This window comes from Pseudomonas sp. MOIL14HWK12:I1 (genome assembly GCF_000510705.1).
GTDB lineage: Bacteria > Pseudomonadota > Gammaproteobacteria > Pseudomonadales > Pseudomonadaceae > Chryseomonas > Chryseomonas oryzihabitans.
This window is the reverse complement of the sequence record NZ_AZNY01000006.1, coordinates 24,425-45,315: the sequence shown is the minus strand read 5'-3', so window position 1 is coordinate 45,315 and position 20,891 is coordinate 24,425. Positions and strand designations below refer to the sequence as shown.

The 20,891-nt window shown below is 66.6% G+C and carries 21 protein-coding genes; 9 read left to right on the top strand and 12 right to left on the bottom strand.

Annotation, left to right across the window (positions count from 1 at the left end; genetic code table 11):
• Positions 1-27: 27 nt before the first annotated feature.
• Complete coding sequence (locus PSEK12I1_RS0104235; RefSeq protein WP_027600778.1) at positions 28-2,643, bottom strand: DEAD/DEAH box helicase; 2,616 nt, start codon at positions 2,641-2,643, stop codon at positions 28-30.
• 124 nt (positions 2,644-2,767) lie between these two features.
• Here PSEK12I1_RS0104235 and PSEK12I1_RS24725 point away from each other — a divergent pair, with 124 nt between their 5' ends.
• Positions 2,768-2,938, top strand: a complete 171-nt coding sequence (locus tag PSEK12I1_RS24725) for a hypothetical protein (protein ID WP_007162038.1) — start codon at positions 2,768-2,770, stop codon at positions 2,936-2,938.
• A gap of 93 nt (positions 2,939-3,031) precedes the next feature.
• On the opposite strand, the gene pyk is transcribed toward PSEK12I1_RS24725, so the two are convergent.
• Positions 3,032-4,483 (bottom strand): pyruvate kinase, encoded by a 1,452-nt coding sequence (pyk, locus tag PSEK12I1_RS0104225; RefSeq protein WP_007162037.1) that lies wholly within the window; start codon positions 4,481-4,483, stop codon positions 3,032-3,034.
• Positions 4,484-4,679: 196 nt separating this feature from the next.
• Between pyk and PSEK12I1_RS0104220 the strand changes: the two genes are divergently transcribed.
• Entirely contained in the window at positions 4,680-5,066 is a 387-nt protein-coding gene (locus PSEK12I1_RS0104220) for a tol-pal system YbgF family protein (RefSeq protein WP_007162036.1), read from the top strand.
• Positions 5,067-5,122: 56 nt separating this feature from the next.
• Entirely contained in the window at positions 5,123-5,485 is a 363-nt protein-coding gene (locus PSEK12I1_RS0104215) for a PilZ domain-containing protein (protein WP_007162035.1), read from the top strand.
• Here PSEK12I1_RS0104215 and PSEK12I1_RS0104210 read toward each other — a convergent pair.
• The 3 genes from PSEK12I1_RS0104210 to PSEK12I1_RS0104200 are packed head-to-tail and all read right to left on the bottom strand — an operon-like array spanning position 5,470 to position 8,478.
• On the bottom strand, positions 5,470-6,288 hold the full coding sequence (locus tag PSEK12I1_RS0104210; RefSeq protein ID WP_027600777.1) for a hypothetical protein: 819 nt from the start codon (positions 6,286-6,288) through the stop codon (positions 5,470-5,472). The genes PSEK12I1_RS0104215 and PSEK12I1_RS0104210 overlap by 16 nt on opposite strands.
• Positions 6,285-7,280: a MoxR family ATPase gene (locus tag PSEK12I1_RS0104205; RefSeq protein WP_027600776.1), complete on the bottom strand. Its 996-nt coding sequence runs from the start codon at positions 7,278-7,280 to the stop codon at positions 6,285-6,287. Before PSEK12I1_RS0104205 ends, PSEK12I1_RS0104210 begins: the two co-directional genes overlap by 4 nt.
• Positions 7,258-8,478: a DUF4350 domain-containing protein gene (locus PSEK12I1_RS0104200; RefSeq protein ID WP_027600775.1), complete on the bottom strand. Its 1,221-nt coding sequence runs from the start codon at positions 8,476-8,478 to the stop codon at positions 7,258-7,260. The genes PSEK12I1_RS0104205 and PSEK12I1_RS0104200 overlap by 23 nt, the downstream gene beginning before the upstream one ends.
• Before the next feature lie 108 nt (positions 8,479-8,586).
• On the opposite strand from PSEK12I1_RS0104200, the gene sbcB reads away from it, so the two are divergent.
• Positions 8,587-10,032, top strand: a complete 1,446-nt coding sequence (gene sbcB / locus PSEK12I1_RS0104195) for an exodeoxyribonuclease I (protein ID WP_027600285.1) — start codon at positions 8,587-8,589, stop codon at positions 10,030-10,032.
• Between the two features lie 274 nt (positions 10,033-10,306).
• Here the strand turns inward: sbcB and mvaT are convergent, their stop codons facing one another.
• Positions 10,307-10,690, bottom strand: a complete 384-nt coding sequence (mvaT, locus tag PSEK12I1_RS0104190; RefSeq protein ID WP_027600286.1) for a histone-like nucleoid-structuring protein MvaT — start codon at positions 10,688-10,690, stop codon at positions 10,307-10,309.
• A 299-nt stretch (positions 10,691-10,989) separates the two neighbouring features.
• On the opposite strand from mvaT, the gene purU reads away from it, so the two are divergent.
• Together purU and PSEK12I1_RS24230 are read left to right on the top strand one after the other, a co-directional pair.
• Entirely contained in the window at positions 10,990-11,841 is an 852-nt protein-coding gene (purU, locus tag PSEK12I1_RS0104185) for a formyltetrahydrofolate deformylase (RefSeq protein WP_007162029.1), read from the top strand.
• Entirely contained in the window at positions 11,813-12,064 is a 252-nt protein-coding gene (locus tag PSEK12I1_RS24230; protein ID WP_081737465.1) for a hypothetical protein, read from the top strand. Before purU ends, PSEK12I1_RS24230 begins: the two co-directional genes overlap by 29 nt.
• On the opposite strand, the gene PSEK12I1_RS0104175 is transcribed toward PSEK12I1_RS24230, so the two are convergent.
• Positions 12,052-12,273 carry a hypothetical protein gene (locus PSEK12I1_RS0104175; protein ID WP_027600287.1) on the bottom strand — a complete coding sequence of 74 codons (222 nt, stop codon included), beginning with the start codon at positions 12,271-12,273 and terminating at the stop codon, positions 12,052-12,054. The two genes, PSEK12I1_RS24230 and PSEK12I1_RS0104175, sit on opposite strands and share 13 nt — an antisense overlap.
• A 109-nt stretch (positions 12,274-12,382) precedes the next feature.
• Entirely contained in the window at positions 12,383-13,240 is an 858-nt protein-coding gene (nadC, locus tag PSEK12I1_RS0104170) for a carboxylating nicotinate-nucleotide diphosphorylase (protein WP_027600774.1), read from the bottom strand.
• A 285-nt stretch (positions 13,241-13,525) separates the two neighbouring features.
• Here nadC and PSEK12I1_RS0104165 point away from each other — a divergent pair, with 285 nt between their 5' ends.
• Positions 13,526-15,712 (top strand): DUF1631 domain-containing protein, encoded by a 2,187-nt coding sequence (locus PSEK12I1_RS0104165; RefSeq protein WP_027600773.1) that lies wholly within the window; start codon positions 13,526-13,528, stop codon positions 15,710-15,712.
• Positions 15,713-15,774: 62 nt separating this feature from the next.
• Here PSEK12I1_RS0104165 and PSEK12I1_RS0104160 read toward each other — a convergent pair whose 3' ends face one another.
• Positions 15,775-17,067 carry an NAD(P)/FAD-dependent oxidoreductase gene (locus PSEK12I1_RS0104160; RefSeq protein ID WP_027600772.1) on the bottom strand — a complete coding sequence of 431 codons (1,293 nt, stop codon included), beginning with the start codon at positions 17,065-17,067 and terminating at the stop codon, positions 15,775-15,777.
• 254 nt (positions 17,068-17,321) lie between these two features.
• A complete protein-coding gene (locus PSEK12I1_RS0104155; protein ID WP_027600771.1) occupies positions 17,322-17,801 on the bottom strand; it encodes an MOSC domain-containing protein in 480 nt (159 codons plus the stop codon).
• Between the two features lie 83 nt (positions 17,802-17,884).
• Here PSEK12I1_RS0104155 and PSEK12I1_RS0104150 point away from each other — a divergent pair, with 83 nt between their 5' ends.
• Together PSEK12I1_RS0104150 and ampD are read left to right on the top strand one after the other, a co-directional pair.
• Positions 17,885-18,361, top strand: coding sequence for a hypothetical protein (locus PSEK12I1_RS0104150; RefSeq protein WP_027600770.1), 477 nt, complete (start codon positions 17,885-17,887; stop codon positions 18,359-18,361).
• Positions 18,361-18,921 carry a 1,6-anhydro-N-acetylmuramyl-L-alanine amidase AmpD gene (gene ampD / locus PSEK12I1_RS0104145; RefSeq protein WP_007162021.1) on the top strand — a complete coding sequence of 187 codons (561 nt, stop codon included), beginning with the start codon at positions 18,361-18,363 and terminating at the stop codon, positions 18,919-18,921. The genes PSEK12I1_RS0104150 and ampD overlap by 1 nt, the downstream gene beginning before the upstream one ends.
• On the opposite strand, the gene PSEK12I1_RS0104140 is transcribed toward ampD, so the two are convergent.
• Positions 18,918-19,715 carry a TatD family hydrolase gene (locus PSEK12I1_RS0104140; protein ID WP_027600769.1) on the bottom strand — a complete coding sequence of 266 codons (798 nt, stop codon included), beginning with the start codon at positions 19,713-19,715 and terminating at the stop codon, positions 18,918-18,920. The genes ampD and PSEK12I1_RS0104140 overlap by 4 nt on opposite strands.
• On the bottom strand, positions 19,712-20,704 hold the full coding sequence (cra, locus tag PSEK12I1_RS0104135; RefSeq protein ID WP_007162019.1) for a catabolite repressor/activator: 993 nt from the start codon (positions 20,702-20,704) through the stop codon (positions 19,712-19,714). The genes PSEK12I1_RS0104140 and cra overlap by 4 nt, the downstream gene beginning before the upstream one ends.
• Between the last annotated feature and the right edge of the window lie 187 nt (positions 20,705-20,891).

Genomic DNA, 20,891 nt, shown 5'->3' with positions numbered 1-20,891 from the left:
CTGCCGGGATGACCCGCTGGCGGGTGCCTAGCGGTCCAGCGGCGCCAGCAGCTGGGCCAGGTCGCTTTCGGTCAGGCGCCAGTCGCCGCTGTTCTCGCTGAGGATGCCGGCGCTCAGGCGCGCCTTTTCCTGCTGCAGCTGCTGGATGCGTTCTTCCAGGGTACCGCGGGCGATCAGCTTGTAGACGAACACCGGACGATCCTGGCCGATGCGATAGGCGCGATCGCTGGCCTGCTGCTCGGCGGCCGGATTCCACCAGGGATCGAAGTGGATCACGGTGTCGGCCGCCGTCAGGTTGAGACCGCTGCCGCCGGCCTTGAGGCTGAGCAGGAACACCGGCACCTCGCCATTCTGGAAGCGCTGCACCGGGGTGCGCCGATCCCGGGTTTCGCCGGTCAGGGTGACGTACGGGATGCCGCGCTGGTCGAGATCGGCGGCGATGAGGTCGAGCATGCTGGTGAACTGGGAGAACACCAGGACCCGGCTGCCACCGGGGAGCAGGGCGTCGAGGCGCTCGTTCAGCGCCGCCAGTTTCGCCGAGGGCTTGGCCACGCTGGCGTCTTCGTTGGGCACCAGGCGCAGGTCGCAGCAGACCTGGCGCAGGCGCAGCAGGGCATCGAGGATCAGCAGCTGGCTGCGACCGATGCCCTGGCGGGCGATCTCGGCGCGGACACGTTCGTCCAGCAGCAGGCGCAGGTCTTCGTAGCGTTCGCGTTGCGCTGCGCTGAGTTCGACCAGCTGGACGATCTCGGTCTTGGGCGGCAACTCGCTGGCGACCCGCTGCTTGGTGCGGCGCAGCATGAAGGGGCGGACCCGTGCCTTGAGCGCCGCCAGGCGCTGCACATCGCCTTCGCGCTCCACGGGGATGCGATAGGCCTGCTTGAAGCCTTTCTCGTCGCCCAGCCAGCCGGGCATCAGGAAGTGGAATTGCGACCAGAGTTCGCCCAGGTGATTTTCCAACGGCGTGCCGGTCAGGCAGAGGCGATGGCGGGCGCGCAGGTGGCGCGCCGCCTGGGCGGCCTTGGTGGCGGCATTCTTGATCGACTGGGCTTCGTCGAGCACCTGCAGGTGGAAGTCGTAGCCGGCCAGGCGCTCGGCGTCACGGGGTAGCAGGGCATAGGTGGTGAGCACCACATCGTGTTCCGGAATCCGCTCGAAGCGACTGCTGCGGGCGCTGCCCTGCAGGGTCAGCACGCGCAGGCCGGGGGCGAAGCGGGCGATCTCGTCCTGCCAGTTGGGGATCAGGCTGGTGGGCATGACGATCAGCGCCGGCGCGGTCAGGCGACCGGCCGCCTGTTCGACGAGGATGTGCGCCAGGGTCTGCAGCGTCTTGCCCAGGCCCATGTCGTCGGCCAGGATGCCGCCCACGTCCAGTTCCCGCAGCGCCTGCAGCCAGGCCACGCCGTCGCGCTGATAGGGCCGCAATTCGGCGTGCAGGGTGTCCGGCAGGACCACCGGCTCGGCGGCATAGCTGCGCAGGCGTTCGGCAAAGTTGCGTAGGCGCTCGCCGCCTTCCCACTCCAGCGGCAGGCGTTCGTCCAGCTCGGCCAGGCGCGCGGCGTCCAGGCGCGGCAGGCGCAGCGCACGATCCTGGGTGAGGCGATCGGTGGCATAGAGTTCACCGAGGATCTGCAGGATCGGCTTGAGCCGCCCCAGGGGCACGGCGACCCGTTGCACCCGGCCCTGCTGGCCGGCCAGGCGCGGCGGCTCGATACGCAAGAGCACGGGTTCGTCGTCGGCGCGCTTGGCCAGCATCGCCGGTTCGTACTGGGAGGGCTCGCGCCGTATGGCGTCGATCAGCAGCGGGATCAGGCTGACGCGGCGCTGGCCCAGGCGGATGCCCAGTTCGACGTCGAACTGGCCGCTCGCGGCGGTCGCGTCCTGCACCTCTTCGAGGTGACCGTACCAGCCTTCCACCGGTGTCAGGTCGAAGGTGAATTCGGGATGGGCCTCGATCTGCCAGCCGGCTTCGCGCAGACCGGGGATGACCTGCTGCACGAATCTGAGCCAGGCGGGGTCGTCCGGCAGCTCGAACATCTCGCCACTGTCGTCGGGCAGCGCGGCGCTGCGCCGGGTCGCCAGGCGCAGACCGTGGTCGAGCAGCGTCTGCCGCCAGCGTTGTTCGGCCGGCAGCTGGCGCGCGGGATAGTCGGCTTCCGGGGTGCGCGGCGGCGCGCCGAACAGGCGCCGCGAGCCATAGGCGAAGGCCAGGGCGGCGCGATGGCGTACCGTGGGTCTCATCTTGCCGATGTGGCGGTCGTAATCGATCTGGGTATGGCTGCCAAGGGTCAGGACCGGGCGAGGCAGCTCCGGATGGGCGACCGGCGTGGCCGGCAGGGCGGCCTCGCTGCGTTGCAGCCGCTCGAGTTCGATGAGGGCGGCGGCGGCATGCTTGCAGTTGCGGCCGACCGGGCAGGTGCAGCGGGCGTCGACCCGCCAGGCGGTCTCGCCCGCGCGCAGGCTGATCGCCTGCCGATAGGCCGGTCCGGCCGGGCTGTGGCACTCGGCATAGAGCTGACTCTTGGCGGCCGAGCGCAGCTGCACCAGGCCGTCGAGCGCCAGCCGCCGGCCGCGCTCGTAATTGCGCTCCGTGAAGGCGCCTTTCCAGTCCTGCCACTTGAGCCGTTCGAAACGTAACGCCATCGTTCACCCAGGCTGTTCGTACCAAACCGGCTATTCTGCCACAGTCCGCCAGGCGCCCGCCGGACTCCCTTGATCTATGTGAGAATGAGAATATAGTGCATTTAAATGGGTAGGGAGCGAGACGATGCGTGAACAGCCGTTGACCAGCGTAGCCCTGATCGATGCCAGTCGCCTGGAGGCACGGCGGGAAGGGCGCTTGCGCGCGCTGCAGCGCGGCATCCTCATCAGTTGCAGTCTGGGTGTCCTGGGCGCTGCGGCCCTGCACCTGGCCTACTTGGCCGCCGGCGGTCGCTAGGGCTGCCTGGCCCCGATCCGTCCAGAAAAAAGCCCCGCACAGGGACCTGTGCGGGGCTTTGTCTTCAGCACCGGTCGGAGACCGGCGGCGGGGTCAGACCAGCAGGTCGCCCACGCGGTACATCTTCATGGTGTTGGTGCCGTCACGCTTGGTGTAGCTGTCGCCCTTGGTCAGGATGACCCAGTCGCCGTGCTCGACGATACCGCGCTTGAGCAGCTCGTCCACCGCGGCCTGGCTCACCTTGTTCGCCGGCATGGTGGTCGGGTCGAAGGGGATGGTGTGCACGTTGCGGAACAGCGCGGTGCGGGCCTGGGTGGCGCGGCTGGACGCGAAGGAGAAGATCGGCACCGAGGAGCGCAGGCGCGACATGATCAGCGGGGTGTAACCGGTGTCGGTCAGGCTGATGATGGCCTTCACGCCGGGGAAGTGGTTGGCCACGTAGATGGAGGCCAGGGCGATGCTCTCGTCCCAACGGGTGAAGGTATGGCCCAGGCGGTGGCTGGACAGCTTGCTGGTGGGCTGCTTCTCGGCACCGACGCAGACGCGCGCCATGGCCTTGACCGCTTCCACCGGATACTGGCCGGCGGCGCTTTCGGCGGAGAGCATCACGGCGTCGGTGTTGTCCAGCACGGCGTTGGCCACGTCGGAGACTTCCGCGCGGGTCGGCATGGGGCTGCTGATCATCGACTCCATCATCTGGGTCGCGGTGATCACCGCCTTGTTGAGGCGCCGGGCGTGGGAAATGATGCGCTTCTGGATGCCCACCAGCTCGGCGTCACCGATTTCCACGCCCAGGTCGCCCCGGGCCACCATCACGGCGTCACTGGCATGGATCAGGCCGTCCAGGGCTTCGTCGTCGGCCACGGCTTCGGCGCGCTCGATCTTGGCCACCAGCCAGGACTTGCCACCGGCGGCTTCCATCAGGCGACGGGCTTCGTGCATGTCTTCGGCATCGCGCGGGAAGGACACGGCCAGATAGTCGACCTCCATGGAGGCGGCCAGCTTGATGTCTTCGCGGTCCTTGTCGGTCAGCGCCGGAGCGGTGAGGCCACCGCCGCGACGGTTGATGCCCTTGTGGTCCGACAGCGGGCCGCCGATCAGGGTGGTGCAATGCAGTTCGGTGGCGGTCATGCCTTCCACGCGCAGGACCACGCGGCCATCGTCCAGCAGCAGTTCGTCACCCACGCGGCAGTCGGTGACCAGGCCCGGGTAGTCGATGCCGACCACTTCTTCGGTGCCTTCGGTGCGCGGATGGGCGATGGACAGGCGGAAGGGATCGCCGACCTTGAGTTCGATGCGCTTGTTGACGAACTTGGCGATGCGGATCTTCGGACCCTGGAGATCGCCGAGCAGGGCGACATGGCGACCGTGCTTGGCGGCGAGATCCCGTACCAGCTGACCACGAGCCCGGTGCTCGTCGGGCGTTCCATGCGAGAAGTTCAGGCGGGCGACGTCGATGCCGGCGATGATGAGCTGCTCGAGGACTTCCGGAGAATTGCTGGCCGGGCCCAGGGTGGCGACGATCTTGGTACGGCGATAAATCATGCAGTCTTTCCTTTAGCGGATTGCAACCATGAGTCGGCGCCTTAGCGCCGAGTCGACGTAGAACACGGAGCGCACCTCATTGTAGCGCTGTCGCGTGGCCAGCACATGACGGCTTTTCGCAGCTTGGTCACACCAATGGTCGTTTGCCCTCAAGAAGCGGGCCCCGGCGCCGATCTAGCGAGCAGGAGGACTTTCCATGCGCCCTTATCTCTGCCTGTTCCTGCTGCTCGGCCTCACCGGCTGTACCAGCGTCTCGATGAATTCCTATCTGGATGCCGCCTATAAATCCTATAGCGAAGGCGACTGCAACAATGCCTTGCTGCAGATCTCTCAGGCTGAACGCAAGGGGCGGGCACGGCCCTGGCTGCAACCGGAATTTTCCATGCTGCGCGGCCAGTGTCTGGAGCAGCAGCAACTGTACGCCGACGCGGTCCAGACCTATCGTTTCATCCAGGTCCGGTTTCCGGCCAGCGAATACGCCTATCGGGCCCAGGCCCGACTGGACACCCTGCGCCAATTGGGGCTAGATGGCGGAACGGCCGTTGCGACGCCCCAACCGGTGCGGAAACTACCGCAGCGCTGAGCTTTCCAGGACGTTGTCGGTAAAGTGGCTTTACCGTGTGCAGGATGAATCGCACCATGACTCAGAATCGTCGTATCGAGCGCCACCAGCTGCCCTACTATCTGAAGGTGTTCAACCGCTTTACCGACAAGCCCATGGGCTACATCGGCAACATTTCCCGCGAGGGGCTGCTGATGATCAGCCAGCTGCCCATGCTGGTGAACGCGCGCTTCGAACTTCGGCTGAAGATTCCGGGGCAGGACGGTCAGCTGCATTTCGTCGACTTCGACGCCCGCTGCCAGTGGAGTCATGAAGACGTGACCCCGGGCAACTACGATTCGGGCTTCAGCGTCGCCGAGCCGCCGGCCGAATTCGCCGAATTGATCGACGTGCTGCAGCACTACTTCACCTTCGGCCGCCTCTCTCAGTCGGCGGCCTGATCCGGGTCACCGGCATTCCATAGCTGCAGCAGGCAGGTCTGCAGATCCGCCGTGGCGCCGGCCGCCAGCCAGCGGACGTGCCTTCGCTCCAGCCGCGCGGCCAGCCGCTCGCCCTGGATCCGGGCCTGCCAGGCGTCGGCATAGCGGCGGGCATCGCGCCAGCTGCGGATGTCGTCGAGTTCCGCCACCTGCTGGCGTGCGGTGTCGACCAGCCAGAGCTGCAGGCCGCGTCGGACCAGGTCCAGACGGCCGAGCCAGACCGCCAGCTCTTCATCCAGCGGTGCCGCCACCACCAGCACACTGCCCGGGCGCGCCTGACGGCAGAGCCGTGCCAGCGCTGCCCTGAGATCGCTCGTCGCACCTGGCAGCCGCACCGGCAGTTCGGCTGGGGTCAGGCGGCAAGCAGCCGTGCCTGCCGCCAGCAGGCGCAGCTCGGGATCGAGACCATAGAGCCGCAGCTCATTGCCGCTGGCTGCCAGGGCCTGCCCGAAACCCAGCATCTGCTGGTGGTCGCCTGACCGCTCGGCCGGTCCTCGTCCCTGCTCGGCCGGGCTGGCGATCAGCAGGTGCAGGGGGGTATCCGCGCGCAGGCGTGCCCTGGAGGCCGGCGCGGCGAGCGGCGGATGCTCACCACTCGCTCGCCGGCGCCGGCGGGCGTTCAGCCGCCCCATAACGCTCAGCACCAGCAGCAGCAGGGCACCCGCCGCCGGCAGGCCCTGCCAACGCAGGGGCGCCAGTTCGCCCAGGATCAGGCTGAGCAGCGCCAGGGCGACCAGCGCCAGGGGCAGGCAGCGCTGGATCATGGGCGCGGTGCCGGACACTGTCCCAGCAGCTTGAGGATCTGGCCGTCCAGGCTGTCACCCTCGAATTCGCGTTCTGGCGTCAGCCGCAGCCGCGGCCGCAGCACGGCGGGCAGCAGGGTGCGCACATCCTCGGGCGTCACGCTGTCGCCACCCCGCAGAAAGGCCTGTGCCTGGGCCAGGCGCAGCAGGGCCTGACCGGCGCGCGGTCCGGCGCCCTGTTCGAAGGCCGGCCATTCCCGGGTGAGACGGATCAGGCGCACGGCATGCTCCAGGACCGGCTCCGCAACCGGCAGGCCGGCCACCAGTCGCTGCAGCGCCGGCAGATCCCGCGCCTGCAGCAGGGGGCGCAGCGCCGCCGCTTCCAGGGGGTCGCCCAGGCCCTGCTGCACGGCCAGGCGCAGGGCGGCCAGTTCCTGGCCTTCTGCCGGCCACTCCAGACGCAGTTGCACCAGGAAGCGATCCCGCAGCGCCAGTGGCAGCTCGCTGCCCGGGGGGCGGGTGGCAATCACCATAAAGGGCGCCGGCAGGGGCACCTGGCGACCGCCCAGGCTCAGCTGGCGACCCTGCAGGGCGTCGTCCAGCAACTGGAGGACCACCGGCGGCGCCCGATGCAGGTCTTCGAGCAGGACCAGGGAATTGAACAGCGGACCCCGGCGCAGACGGGCACTGTCGCTGCCGAGGTCCGTGACGATTTCGCCGGCCACCTCGGCAGGGGTCAGGGCCGGATGGCAGTGCAGCCGGGCGAAACCGGCATCCAGGCTGGCCGCCAGGGCGCGGGTCAGCAGCGTCTTGCCGGAGCCGGTGGGACCTTCCAGCAACAGGTGACCGCCGGCCAGCAGGCTGGCGAGCAGTCCGTCCACGGCGGCGTCCTGCTGTGGCAGCACCTTGAGCAGGGCCTGCCGCAGGGCCTGCAGGCGGGTCAGGGCGCGGGCCTTGACGCCGGTATCGCCAGCGTCCACCGGAGTGGCGTCAGGAGGAGAACTGTCGGTCATCGGAAGTCCTCGGGAGCGGGGGACGCACGGCCAGGTGCAACAGGCGCAGCTGGACGATGCGGCGGGTGAAGTCGCGAGCGGAGAGGCGCGCCGGGCTTGGGCGCATCGCCTCGCCCACCGCGCGGGTGCTCAAGCCGCTCAGACGCGCAAGATATTGCCAGCGCTCGGCCACGCCCTGGTCGGCGAGTTCGGGGCGGCGGCGGTGCGCCTCGCGCTGGATATCGCGCTGCAGCGTGGCGATCAATTCGGGCCAGCGTTGGGCATCACGCCGTGGCGCCGGATTCTGCCGACGACGTCTCAGCCAGATTCCTGCCGCCAGCATCAGCAGCCCAAGGGCCAGGCCATAGCGTTGCAAGGCGTCCAGCCACAGGGGGAGCGGTGGCGCCGGGGCGATCAGGGTCACCGGCGCGCCCTGGGTGAGGTACCACAGCAGCCAGGCATTGTCGTACTGGGCGAGATGGGCGTTGCTCCAGAGGTCGCTGTCCGACAGCAGGGTCACGCTGCCATCGCCCCAGGGCAGCATCAGCATATGGGTGGCGCTGGCGCTGCTGGCCCAGGCCACCGCCTGATCGCCGACATCGAACAGATGGCGACTGTCGTCGAAGCCGAGGTAGGCGGGAGCATCGTCTTCGGCGAGATAGAGTTGGGTCAGGTTGGGCCACAGGGGCAGCGCCATGATCGGCGGGGCGGCGCCGCCCAGTTCGCGGGTCGCCATGGGACGCACGCCCAGGGTCGCGCTGAGCGCCAGGGTGCTGTCATCGGCGACGGCCACCAGCCTGCCGCCCGCCTCGACCCAGTCCAGCAGCGCCTGGGCCTGAGCCTCCGCCAGGGGCGGGTTGCCGGCCAGCCAGAACCTGACGTCCTGGGGCGGTAATTCGGCGAGCTGCTCGGGCTGGCCCCGTTGCACCCGGCTGCCAAAGTGCTGTAGGTAAGCCGCCGCCAGCGCCTGGGGATCGGTGCTGCGGGTGGTCGCGGCGAGTTGGGTGGCGAGTTGGCGCGCGGTCCGGCTGTCGAGTCCCTGATGGGTCAGGCGCAGGCTGGCCGGGCCGCTGTCGGTCTGCGGCGGCAGGGGGCAGGACAGCGGCTCCTGCTGCGCGAGGCACGCCAGCGACAGGGTCAGCGCCCAGACGGCGGCGCCCAGGCGTACGCCGATACCTCGGCACCTGGAACGAACGGAGAGCCGATCGACTGAACGCATGGTAAGGGAGGATACGCGGTAGACGGACGCCAGAGCCTAGCGGGTGCGGGCGCCCGGGAGCAAGGCGCGCGACGATGCTAGACTGCGCCGATTGTAGGGGAGGGCGGTGTGACGCAAAGTATCTTCTGGTACGACTTCGAGACCACGGGCATCGATCCACGGCGGGATCGTCCGCTACAGGTGGCCGGGGTGCGTACCGATCTGGACCTCAACGAAATCGAAGCACCGCTCAATCTGCATTGCCAGCTGAGCGAGGACGTCCTGCCCCATCCGGCAGCCTGCCTGGTCACCGGTATCCTGCCCGCCACCCTGCAGCGCCTGGGGCTGCGCGAGCGGGACTTCGTCCAGCGTCTGCATGAGGAGTTGCGGCGTCCCAATACCTGCAGCGTCGGCTACAACAACCTCAGATTCGACGACGAAATGGTACGGCACAGCCTGTACCGCAACTTTCACGACCCCTATGCCCGCGAGTGGCAGCAGGGCAACAGTCGCTGGGATGTGCTTGGCCTGATCCGGGCGCTCTATGCCTTTCGCCCGGAAAGCCTGGACTGGCCGCAGGACGAGCAGCGCGTTTCCCTGCGCCTGGATCGCCTGACCGTCGCCAATGGCATCGAACACGCCCAGGCCCATGACGCCCTGGCGGATGTCCGCGCGACCCTGGCCCTGGCGCGCCTGGTCAGGCAGCGGCAGCCAAGGCTCTATGACTATCTCTGGACGCAGCGCCAGAAGAAGGCGGCGCTGGCGCGCATTCGTCTGCTCGAACCCCTGCTGCACGTCTCGGGACGCTTCAGCGCCGAGCGGCACTTTCTCGCCCCTGTCCTGCCGCTGGCCTGGCATCCGGTCAATCGCAATGCGTTGATCGTCTGCGACCTCGGCCTGGCGCCGGAGCCGCTGCTGGACCTGGACGTCGAGACCCTGCGCGAACGCCTCTATACCCGGCGGGATGCGCTGGCCGAGGGTGACCTGCCGGTGCCGCTCAAGCTGGTACAGGTCAACAAATGTCCGATTCTGGCGCCCTTCAGCGTCTTGCGTCCGGCGGATACGGAACGGCTTAACTTCGATCTGGCCGCCGTCTGGCGCTGCGTCCGCCAATTGCTCGACCAGCGTGCGACCTGGCAACCCAAGGTGCAGGCCCTCTATGCCGAGGCATCCGGATTGGCCGCCCAAGAACAGGAGGCCGAAGCAAGACTGTACGACGGCTTCATTGCCGCCGAAGAACGGCAACTCTGCGACCAAGTTCATCAGTGTCCGGCAGAGCAACTTGGCAGCCGCGCCTGGCCCTTTCGGGATGAGCGACATCCAGAGCTGTTCTTTCGCTATCGAGCGCGCAACTTTCCCGAGTTGCTGACGGCGGAAGAAGAGGCTCGTTGGCGACAATTCTGTCGGCAGCGTCTGCTGGGTGAAGAGCAACAAGGTCATATGACCTGTACGCAGTTCCTCACCCTGACCGAACAATTGCGGCGGGAAGTCCCGGTTGATCAGGTGCCGATTCTCGAGGCCTGGTCCGCTCATGTTCGAGCGGTGATGCAGCGATTGGATCGGGCGGTTGCCTGAAGTCGCAAAAGCCGGATACCGATCCGAGACGTTTGTTAACCAAAAAAGAGTGGCAAGCAGCAAATTCGGACGGACGCTATCCGACCGCGGTTGAAGCAAGGGAAAAGTGAAAGGGAAGTACCGCGCCGGAGATGAAAGCGCTTCGGGCGCTGTGGTGCGGGATATCGATAACGGCGAGCGGTCACCAGGCCTAACCTGGGTCCGCGCCTGGCAGGCTGCGGTAAACGCCTGCCAGGCGGGCAAAAAGAACGCCGGCTAGCCGGCGTTCTTCTGATCAATCCAGCAGCGTTGCCCAGGATTCGACGTCGTCCGAACCCCATTTGGCTTTCCACTCTTTCAGCGTCTTGTGATTGCCACCCTTGGTTTCGATCACTTCGCCATTGTGCGGATTCTTGTATTGCTTAACTTTGCGCGCGCGCTTGGGCGTACTGCCAGTGCTGGCCTTGGGAGTGCGCGCCTGGCGGGCAGGCTTGGCTTCGGTATCGAGAATGCCGATGATGTCGCGCAGGGACTTCTGATACTCACCCATCAACGCGCGGAGTTTCTTTTCGAATTCCAGTTCGCGCTGCAGTTTGTCGTCCTCTTGCAGCGACTTCAGGCGCTCCTGCAATTCCTTGATGGCTTCTTCGGTCTGGCGGTATTCATTGATGAGCGACATAAACGGCCTTTGTTCTGAGTGATGCAGAGATGAAAGTCTGCATCGATCATAGATTGGCTATCGGGATAAGTAAACTGTCCGTCTGACAGGTCGATAGTTGCAGCTCGTTTCGTCGCAACAGCGAAGTTGTCGAGTACGCGTAACTTTCGACAGGGCATTGGCGGAACTTATCGGTTCTTACTTGTCCTTTGCAAAGTCTTTACCCTGGCCCTACAGTCGCGCGCTATGGTGCCCTGCGCCGCTCGACGCTGCCGGCGACTGCGCCTAGAATGCAGCCCCTTTTCGTTCGAGGTTGTGCTATGCAAACGTTTCGTCTGGTGATCGCCTGTCCGGACGGGGTAGGTATCGTGGCCAAGGTCAGCAACTTCCTGGCGACCTATAACGGCTGGATTACCGAAGCGAGTCACCATTCGGATACGGAGAGTGGCTGGTTCTTCATGCGCCATGAGATCCGCGCCGATTCACTGCCCTTCGATCTGGCCGGCTTCAGTCAGGCCTTCGCACCCATCGCACGGGAATTCTCCATGCAATGGCGGATCACCGATTCGGCCCAGCGCAAGCGCGTGGTGCTCATGGCCAGTCGCGAATCCCACTGCCTGGCCGACCTGTTGCACCGCTGGCACAGCGGCGAGCTGGATTGCGAGATTCCCTGCGTCATCTCCAACCACGACACCCTGCGCAGCATGGTCGAATGGCACGGCATTCCCTTCTTCCATGTGCCGGTCGATCCCGCCAACAAGCAGCCGGCCTTCGACGAGGTGTCGCGGCTGATCGATCTGCACCAGGCCGATACCGTGGTCCTGGCGCGCTACATGCAAATCCTGCCGCCGGATCTCTGTGCGCGCTATGCCCACCAGGTGATCAACATCCACCACAGCTTCCTGCCGTCCTTTGTCGGGGCCAAGCCCTATCACCAGGCGGCACAGCGCGGCGTCAAGCTGATCGGCGCCACCTGCCACTACGTGACCGAAGAGCTGGATGCCGGGCCGATCATCGAGCAGGACGTGGAACGCGTCAGCCACCGGGACAACGTCGAAGACATGGTGCGCCTGGGCAAGGACGTCGAGAAGATGGTGCTGTCGCGCGGCCTGAGATACCACCTGCAAGAGCGGGTCATGGTTCATGGCAACAAGACCGTCATCTTCGACTGACCACGAACGGCCAGCGGCGGCGCCCGGTACCGCGGCGCCGCCACCGCGCCTGGGCGAGGGCTGCCTGGCGCGCTATGACCTGCAGGCCATGACTGAAGAGGGTGGCGCCGACTTCAGTGCCGCCGCCGCGCTCTGGCAGCAACTGCAGGCACGGCAAGAGCACGAGGACGTCGCAGAAGACGCCCCGGACAGCGGGGATCCGGACTCGACTCAGGCGTCCTGAGCGGTGGCCTCGGCGCTGGTCTTGGCTTTGAGATCGGCGATCTTGCGTACCTCGGAGGCGAACACCTCGTCCTGCACGGTCGGCCGTTTTTTCCAGGGCTTGCGGTCGGGCTTGGGTTGAGCGGCGTAGGTGACGATTTCGCCACCGTAGACATCCTGATAGCGCTGGGCCTGGCGTTCCAGTTCAGCGCGAAGTTGATCTTTGGTCACGGGTTCGATCTTGTTCGAGTGTCGCGAGAGGCGAGCGGTCGTCAGGACCGCTCGAAGCCGTTGCGCAAAGGGCGCGGCTGCGGAGTCTAGCCGCCGCGAGGTCCTTTGCCTATCCCACTCGATCCAGGACGCGCATGGACAGGTCGATGGCCTTGACGTCCTTGGTCAGGGTGCCGATGGAGATGTAGTCGACACCGGTCTGGGCGATGCCGAGCAGGGTGTCCTGGTTGACGCCACCCGAGGCCTCCAGCTTGGCCCGGCCGGCGGTCAGGGCCACCGCAGTACGCATGTCGGCCAGGCTCAGCTCGTCCAGCATGACGATGTCCGCGCCGGCGCTCAGGGCCTGTTCCAGCTCCTGCAGATTTTCCACCTCGACCTCCACCGGACGCCCCGGCGCCAGTTGCCGGGCGGCGGCCACGGCCTGGGCGATGCCGCCGCAGGCGGCGATGTGGTTTTCCTTGATCAGGAAGGCGTCGAACAGGCCGATGCGGTGGTTGTAGCAGCCGCCGCAGGTGACCGCGTATTTCTGGGCGCGGCGCAGGCCGGGCAGGGTCTTGCGGGTGTCCAGCAAGCGGACGGCGGTGTCCTGCACCAGATCGGCATAGTGGCGGCAGCGGGTGGCGGTGCCGGACAGCAACTGCAGGAAATTCAGCGCGCTGCGCTCGCCGGTGAGCAGGGCGCGCGCGGGACCCTGGAGTTCGAACAGCACCTGGTCGGGCGCGACCCGCTCGCCGTCGGCGACCTGCCAGCGGACCTCGACTGCGGGATCCAGCACCCGGAACACCTCGTCGACCCAGGCCGTGCCCGCCACTACCGCGGCCTCGCGGGTGATGATCCGCGCCCGGGCCTGCTGGTGAGCGGGGATCAGACCCGCCGTGAGATCACCACTGCCGACGTCTTCGCGCAGTGCGGCAGCGACGTTTTCGGTGATGACCTGGGCGAGATCGGCAGAGGTGGCGCTGGACATGAACGGACTCCGGTAGGGGTAGCGGCGGACGCGCGGGCAACTTTAGGGGAGGTTGACGATCTGAGATAGACAACGTTGAGTTATTCTAAGGGCAGGCGCTGACAGACAGGTGCCTTGTGAACCCTGTCATGTACTGTGCAGATGCCGATTGGTCGATGCCTTAGCAGAGCAAATAATGGCACATCGACAACGTTTCACCTCGCGGCCAGGGCGGCCAACGTTGTTCAATGCTCCTGTAGTGGAACGCGATTCAGCCGAACGCAAGAACGGTTGTGGGAGGCGGTGGTGCAGAACGACGTAAACGTAGTTCATTTCAAGGCGCTCGGGGAGTCCTCTTCCCGATTGCCTGCAGTGCTTTTACCGGTCAGGGATCGCGCCGCTCAGCGACTCAACGCCTCCTTGCAGCAGCTGTTCGACAACGCCGACGATGCGCTGTTTGAAATGGCCGATCGCGCCGGCAGCAACCAGGAACAGAGCCTCTATTTCGAAGCGATGCGCGACCTGCGTCTGCGCCGCAAGAGTATCGAGCGCAGCTTTCTCCAGCAGTATTTCGAGCGCTTCGCCGCGCTGAACAACCTGGTCGGCAGCAAGCCGGAGATGCGCCTGGACAGCGTCTCCTACGAAGACCTCAGCCTGGTGCAGAACGATGCGCTGGAAGAGAGCGTCGCCGTGGACACCATGGTGGCCAAGGCGCTCAGCAACAACGCCATGGCCATCAGCCACCTGACCATCAGATTCAATACCCAGCTGTCGAGCAAGCTGGACGACTCGACCCATCCGCTGGGCCCGCGCCGGCTGTGCGAGGCCTTCGTCGAAGCCTGTCGCGATCTCGACACCGACATCAAGGTCAAGCTGATCATCTACAAGCTGTTCGAGCGTTTCGTGCTCAACGGTCTGGGTCAGCTGTACGCGGAATCCAATCGGCAACTGGTCGACGCCGGCGTACTGCCCCAACTCAAGGCCATCCCCCAGCAGGTGCCGAGCCGCTCGGCCAAGGGCTACAGCGGGCGCACCCCGGCCCACGTCAACAGCGAAGACGACGGTCAGGAGCTCTTTGGTACCCTGCAGGGCCTCCTGGCCCAGCTGCGCACGCCCGGCAGCGCCACCCTGGGTGGCGGCATGGCGGTCGATGAGGGTGCCGCGAACGGTGATGGCCAGGCCATCACCAGCTACGACCTCATGCGGCTGCTGTCGCACCTGCAGCAGCAGATTTCCGGCCAGTCCCTGGAGGGCTATGACCTCAAGGCGCAACTGGGGGTGGCCCTGGGCCGCATCAGCGAGCGCTCGGGTCGAAAGCGCGTGGTGGGGCAGGTCGACGAAGACGTCATCAACCTGGTGGCGATGCTGTTCGAATTCATTCTCGACGACCTTACCCTGCCGGATTCGCTCAAGGCGCTGATCGCTCGCCTGCAGATTCCCATGCTCAAGGTCGCGGTCCTCGACAAGACCTTTTTCAGCCGTGGCAGCCATCCGGCCCGGCGGCTGCTCAACGAGATCGCCGCCGCCTCCCTGGGCTGGGGCGAGCAGAGCGATCTGCAGCGCGACGGCCTGTACCAGAAGATCGAGCAGATCGTGCAGCGCCTGCTGTCCGACTTCGTCGACGATCCAGAGATCTTCGCCGAGCTGCTGGCGGACTTCATGGCCTATGTCAGCGACGAGCAGCGACGCAGCGAATTGCTCGAGCAGCGCACCCGCGATGCCGAGGAAGGCCGGGCGCGCGCCGAGATCGCCCGCTTGCAGGTCGAGCACGTCCTGAGTCAGCGTCTGCAGGAACACTCTCTGCCGGCCGCAGTACAGCGTGTCCTGCGCGAGGCCTGGAGCCAGGTGCTGCTGCTGACCTGCCTGAAGCAGGGCTACGACTCCAGCGAATGGCGCGCAGCCCTCAAGACCATGGACGATCTGATCTGGAGCATCCAGCCGCACCACGACGTGGCGTCCCGCCAGCGTCTGCTGGAGATGGTGCCCGGCTTGCTCAAGGCGTTGCGGGAAGGCCTGGCCAGCGCGGCCTTCGATCCCTTCTCCACCTCCGAATTCTTCACCGAACTGGAATCCCTGCACGTCCAGACCTTTCAGCAGACCCGTCCCGAGCTGGCGGATGCGGCAGCGGACAACGCGAGCGTGGCACCTGCCTCGCCTCCCGCCGAGGAACCCTTCGAGCTGCCACGCGCAGGCGAACGGATCACCGGGCTGACCAGCGACTCCCTGGAGTGGGTGGATGCCCTTTCGGTAGGCGCCTGGCTGGAGATCCAGGACGTCGAGCAAAAGCTGCGCTGCAAGCTGGCCGCGGTCATCCGGCCCATGGGCCGCCTGGTGTTCGTCAATCGGACCGGCATGAAGGTGCTGGATCGCACCCGTGAGGAGCTGGCGCTGGATTACCAGGAAGACCGGGTACGGCTGCTGGACGATGCCTTGCTGTTCGACCGGGCCATGACCTCGGTGATCGGCAACCTGCGGGGCCAGTCGCCTTCCTGAGGTCGCTGCGACACAAAAAAGCCGTCCCTCGGGACGGCTTTTTTCATGCCTGGGCCAGGGGCCTAGTGCAGTTTGAGGCGCGGCTCGGTCTTGCGTCTCAGGTGATCGCCGGCAAACAGCGCCAGGGCGCGCAGCGGGCCATAGAGGGCCACCTGGTGCATCCGGTAGAGCGAGACATAGAAGGTCCGCGCCAGCCAGCCTTCCAGGGTCAGACTGCCCAGGGCGCCGCCCATGAGATTGCCGACCGCGCTGAAGCGCGACAGCGAGATCAGCGAGCCGTAGTCCTTGTAGACGTAGTCGGGTAGCGGCTTGCCTTCCAGGCGCGCCTTGAAGGTCTTGACCAGCAGCGAGGCCTGCTGGTGGGCGGACTGGGCGCGCGGCGGCACGGTACGGGTATCGCCGGGGGTCAGCGGGCAGGCCGCGCAGTCGCCCAGGGCGAAGACATTCGGGTCGCGGGTGGTCTGCAGCGTCGAGTTGACCACCAGCTGGTTGATGCGGTTGGTCTCGAGACCCGCCAGGTCCTTGAGAAAGGCCGGGGCGCGGATGCCGGCGGCCCAGACCTTGAGGCTGGCCGGGACGAATTCACCCACGGTCTGCAGGCCGTCGGCGCGGACTTCCTTGACCGCCGAACCGGTCAGCACCCGCACGCCGAGTTTTTCCAGGGTGCGATGCGCCTGGCCGGCGATCCGCTCGGGCAGGGCCGGGAGGATGCGCGGACCGGCTTCGACCAGGGTGATGCGCAGGTCTTCGGGGCGGATGCGATCCATGCCGTAGGCCTGCAGCTCTTCGGCGGCGTTGCGCAGTTCGGCCGCCAGTTCCACGCCGGTGGCACCGGCGCCGACGATGGCCACCTCGATGAATTCACCCGGCTGTTCGCTGACATGGGCGCGCAGGTAGTGGGTCAGCAGCTTGCGGTGGAAGCGCTCGGCCTGGGCCCGGGTGTCGAGGAAGATGCAGTTTTGCGCGGCGCCCGGCGTGCCGAAATCGTTGGTGGTGCTGCCGATGGCCAGTACCAGGGAGTCATAGCCGATCTCCCGTTCCGGGACCAGGACGGCGCCGTCGTCCTCGATGGCGGCCAGTTGCACCTTGCGGCGCTCGCGATCCAGGCCAGTCATGCGTCCGAGCTGGAATTCGAAGTGATTCCACTTGGCCTGGGCGACATAGCTCAGTTCGTCTTCGGTGGAGTTGAGCGAGCCGGCAGCCACCTCATGCAGCAGCGGTTTCCACAGGTGGGTGGCATTGGCGTCGATCAGCACGATCTGCGCCTGGTCGCGCTTGCCCAGGCTACGGCCCAGGCGGGTAGCCAGTTCCAGGCCGCCGGCGCCGCCGCCGACGATAACGATGCGATGGGTCATGGAGAGCACTCATAGAGAAGGAAAGCGTGAGCCGGACCGGGCGCGTCGCCGCGTGCGGGCGCAGTCCCGGGCTGGTGAAAATCTGGGGTCGTCGAAGCGCGCGAATCGAGACATCTAGCAAGGAAGATGGGCGAAAAGTCGTCAAATTCAAGGGAAGCGGCCTGCATCTGCTCTGGCAGGGACGTCTGCGGCGACGAGAGGTAGCGCTAGTTTAACCGGGCTGGCCCGGCCATTCGACCCTAGGGAAACTGGGGTCAATCCAGGACCTCCAGCCGATCGCCCAGGCGGATGATGCCGCTTTCCAGGACCCGGGCCGTGAGGCCGCCGTGGCCGCGCATGGCCTGGAAGGTCCCTGGCCCGAGACGTTCTTCCAGGCGCGCACAGGGCTGGCACCAGCCGGTGGTCTCCAGCACCGCCTGGCCGATGCGAAAGCGCCGATTCTTCAGGCTGAACAGATTGATCCCGGCGATGGCCAGATTGCGGCGCAGGTCGGCGGGTGCGACCGCCTTGCCGATCAGCGCGGCCACCACCGGCAGGTGTTCCCATTGGATCAGGGTGACCTGGCGCTGGTTGCGCGGGGTGGGCCGGGCGTGATCGCCGGTCAGGCCGGCGTCACGCCGGGCCTCCACCGCGTCGATCTCGACCATGGATGCGCGCGCGCTGGGTCGCACGCCGATCCAGCGCACCTCGCCGGACCGGGGAACCTGGGCCAGCAGTTCTCTGAGAGGGATCATGGGGCTCCTCGACGCGATGGTGGTGCCAATCCGAGCGGTAGGGCAGGATAGCGGCCTCGATAGACCGTTCAAGAGAGGATGCCATGCGCGCTGGAGTTCTGGCGTTGTTGCTGTCGTGTCTGCTGCTGCCCCTGACCGCTCTGGCGCTCGAGCCGGGTGAGCGGGTGGCGCCCTTCACCCTGCTCGATCAGCGTGACCAGCCCTATACCTTCGACGACCAGCTGCAGGTCCTGCTGCTGGCGCGCAGCATGAGCGGCTCGGGGCTGGTCAAGGAAGCCATGCGCGATCAGCCGGCAGGCTATATCGACGGCACCCGGGTGGCCTACATCGCCGACATCAGCAGCATGCCGGCGGCCATCACCCGGATGTTCGCCGTGCCGGCCATGCGCAAGTATGGCTACCGGGTCCTGCTCGACCGCGAATCGCGCATCGTGCCGCGCTTTCCCGGCGCGGCCGACAAGGTGCTCTGGGTGACCCTCGACCATGGCCGTTTCGTCGGTCAGCGGGAATTCAGCGACGCCAGCGCGCTGCGCGACGCGCTCAAGGCCAAGGCCCGCTGATGGACGGGGTGTTCGTCGATGGCTGGTATCGCGAGGCGCGGCTGTGTCCTTCGCCCAACCACAACGAACGCCCGGCAGGGACGGAAGTGTCCCTGCTGGTGATCCACAACATCAGCTTGCCGCCCGGACAATTCGGCACCGGCTGCGTCCAGGCCTTCTTCCAGAATTGCCTGGATCATTCGGCCCATCCCTTCTTCGCGGAGATCGCCGAGCTGAAGGTGGCGGCGCACTTTCTCATCGAGCGCGACGGGACGGTGACCCAGTTCGTCTCCTGCGCCCAGCGCGCCTGGCATGCCGGCGTCTCGTCCTTCGACGGCCGCGAGAACTGCAACGACTTCTCCCTGGGCATCGAACTGGAAGGCACGGACGACCTGGCCTACACGGACGCCCAGTACCGTGCCCTGGGGCGGCTGACGCGGGCGCTGCAGCGCGCCTATCCGGCGATCACCGCGGAACGTATCCAGGGCCACAGCGACATCGCCCCGGGGCGCAAGACCGATCCCGGTCCGGCCTTCGACTGGGCGCGGCTGCAAGGCGAATTGGCGGTCGAGGAAAACTAGGCGAGGCCGGCGGCGTCCCAGCCGAACACCGCGCAGGCATTGCGGGTGGTGACGGTGGCCAGGGTCTCGGGCGAGACCTGCCAGAGTGGCGCCAGGGCCGCGCAGATGGCCGGCAGATGGGTGGGGCTGTTGCGCACGTCCGGATGCATGGCGGGCGGCATGTCGGGCGCATCGGTCTCCAGCACGATGCCCTCCAGCGGCAACTGTGGCAGTACCCGCTGCAGTCTCTTCGCCTGCGGCCAGGTGGGTGCGCCGCCCAGGCCGATCTTGAAACCCAGGCGCAGGTATTCGCGGGCTTCCTCGAAGCTGCCGGAAAAGGCATGGGCGATGCCGGCCCGGGGTGGCTTGAGACGCTTCAGGATCCTGGCTACATCGGCATGGGCGCGGCGCACGTGCAGCAGCACCGGCAACTCCAGCTCCATGGCCAGGCGCACCTGCTGTTCGAAGAACCAGGCCTGGCGCGCCTTGTCCGGCGCCTCGACGAAATAGTCCAGGCCGATCTCGCCCAGGGCGCAGAGGCGGGGATCGCTCCGGCGCTCCAGGCAGAAGGCCCGGAGCGCTTCGATATCGGCTTCCTGATGACGCTGCAGGTACAGGGGATGCAGGCCGGGCGCCGCATGGAGGCCGGCATTGGCCGTGGCGACCCGCCAGAGTTGCGGCCATTGGCTGCGCTCGACGCCGATCAGCACCTGGCGGACCACCCCGAGGCGCGCGCACTCGGCCAGCAGCGCCGGTCGCGCGGCGTCGAAGTCCGGATAGTCCAGGTGATTGTGGGTGTCGATCAGCAGGCTCATGACAGGCGGCGTTTGAGGACCCTCGGAATGGCTTGGACACCGGGCAGATAGTGGTCGTTTTCCAGGGCGTCCAGCATCAGTTCCAGGGCGCGCTCGGTAATGACCTCGTGCTGCTGGGAGATGGCGTTGACCTTGAACGGCAGATAGTCCAGCAGCTGGGTATCGCCAAAGGTGGCCAGGCGCAGGGTATCGCCCTCGGCCAGCGGATGATCGCGCAGCACGTCCAGCACGCCCTGCAGCAGGACGTAGGAGGTGGTCAGCAGCGCCTCGGGCCAGTGGCCGAGTTCCTCGATCATGGCCAGCGCCTGGGCGCGACCGCCTTCCCGGCTGTAGTGGGGCGCATGCCGCTCCCAGTGGCGCGCCGGGTGATCGGCGAGGGCGGCGGCGAAGCCGGCGGCGCGGGCGCGGCTGATGGCGAGGTCGGGGCGGGCGCCGATCAGCGCGATGCTGTGGGTGTCCGGCGTCAGCAGGGTGGCTGCCAGTTGCCGGCCGGCGGTGTGGTCGTCGCTGACCACCGAGCAGAATTGGGCCGGATCGAGCTGGCGATCGATGGCGATGATCGGGATGTTGTGTTCCTGCAGCTGGCGGTAGGGGGCGTCGTCCTCGGCCAGGCTGCTGGCGGTGAACAGGCCGTCGCAGCGGCGGGCGCGAAACAGCGCGATGAGCTGGCGTTCGCTGTCGGGATTGTCATCGGTGCAGGCGATCAGCAACTGATAGCCACGCGCCCGTGCCCGGCGTTCCAGCTGCTTGGCCAGGCGTGCGTAGCTGGGGTTTTCCAGATCCGGCAGCAGGAAGCCCAGGGTGTGGGTGGCCCCGCGGCGCAGGCCGGCGGCGCGCTGGTCGGGCTGGTAGCCGTGGGCTTCGACCACGGCCATGACCCGCGCCACGGTCGCCGCGCTGATGCGCCTTTGCGCCGCCTTGCCGTTGATGACGTAGCTGGCGGTGGTGAGGGATACGCCGGCCAATTGGGCGATGTCGCTGAGTTTCACGCCTGTTCCTCATGGGACCTGAATGGCCTGGCGCTGTACGGCGCTGGCGAGACGGTCTTTATTGTGTGTTGTGCTTCAAGGATCGGCGATTATCGAGTAACGTTCCAGTCCCATTGGGTGAAACGTTTCAGCTTTCTGTTGTCCGAGGGCTGGCACGAATCTGCCAAGGGCCCTGTCACGCCTCTCC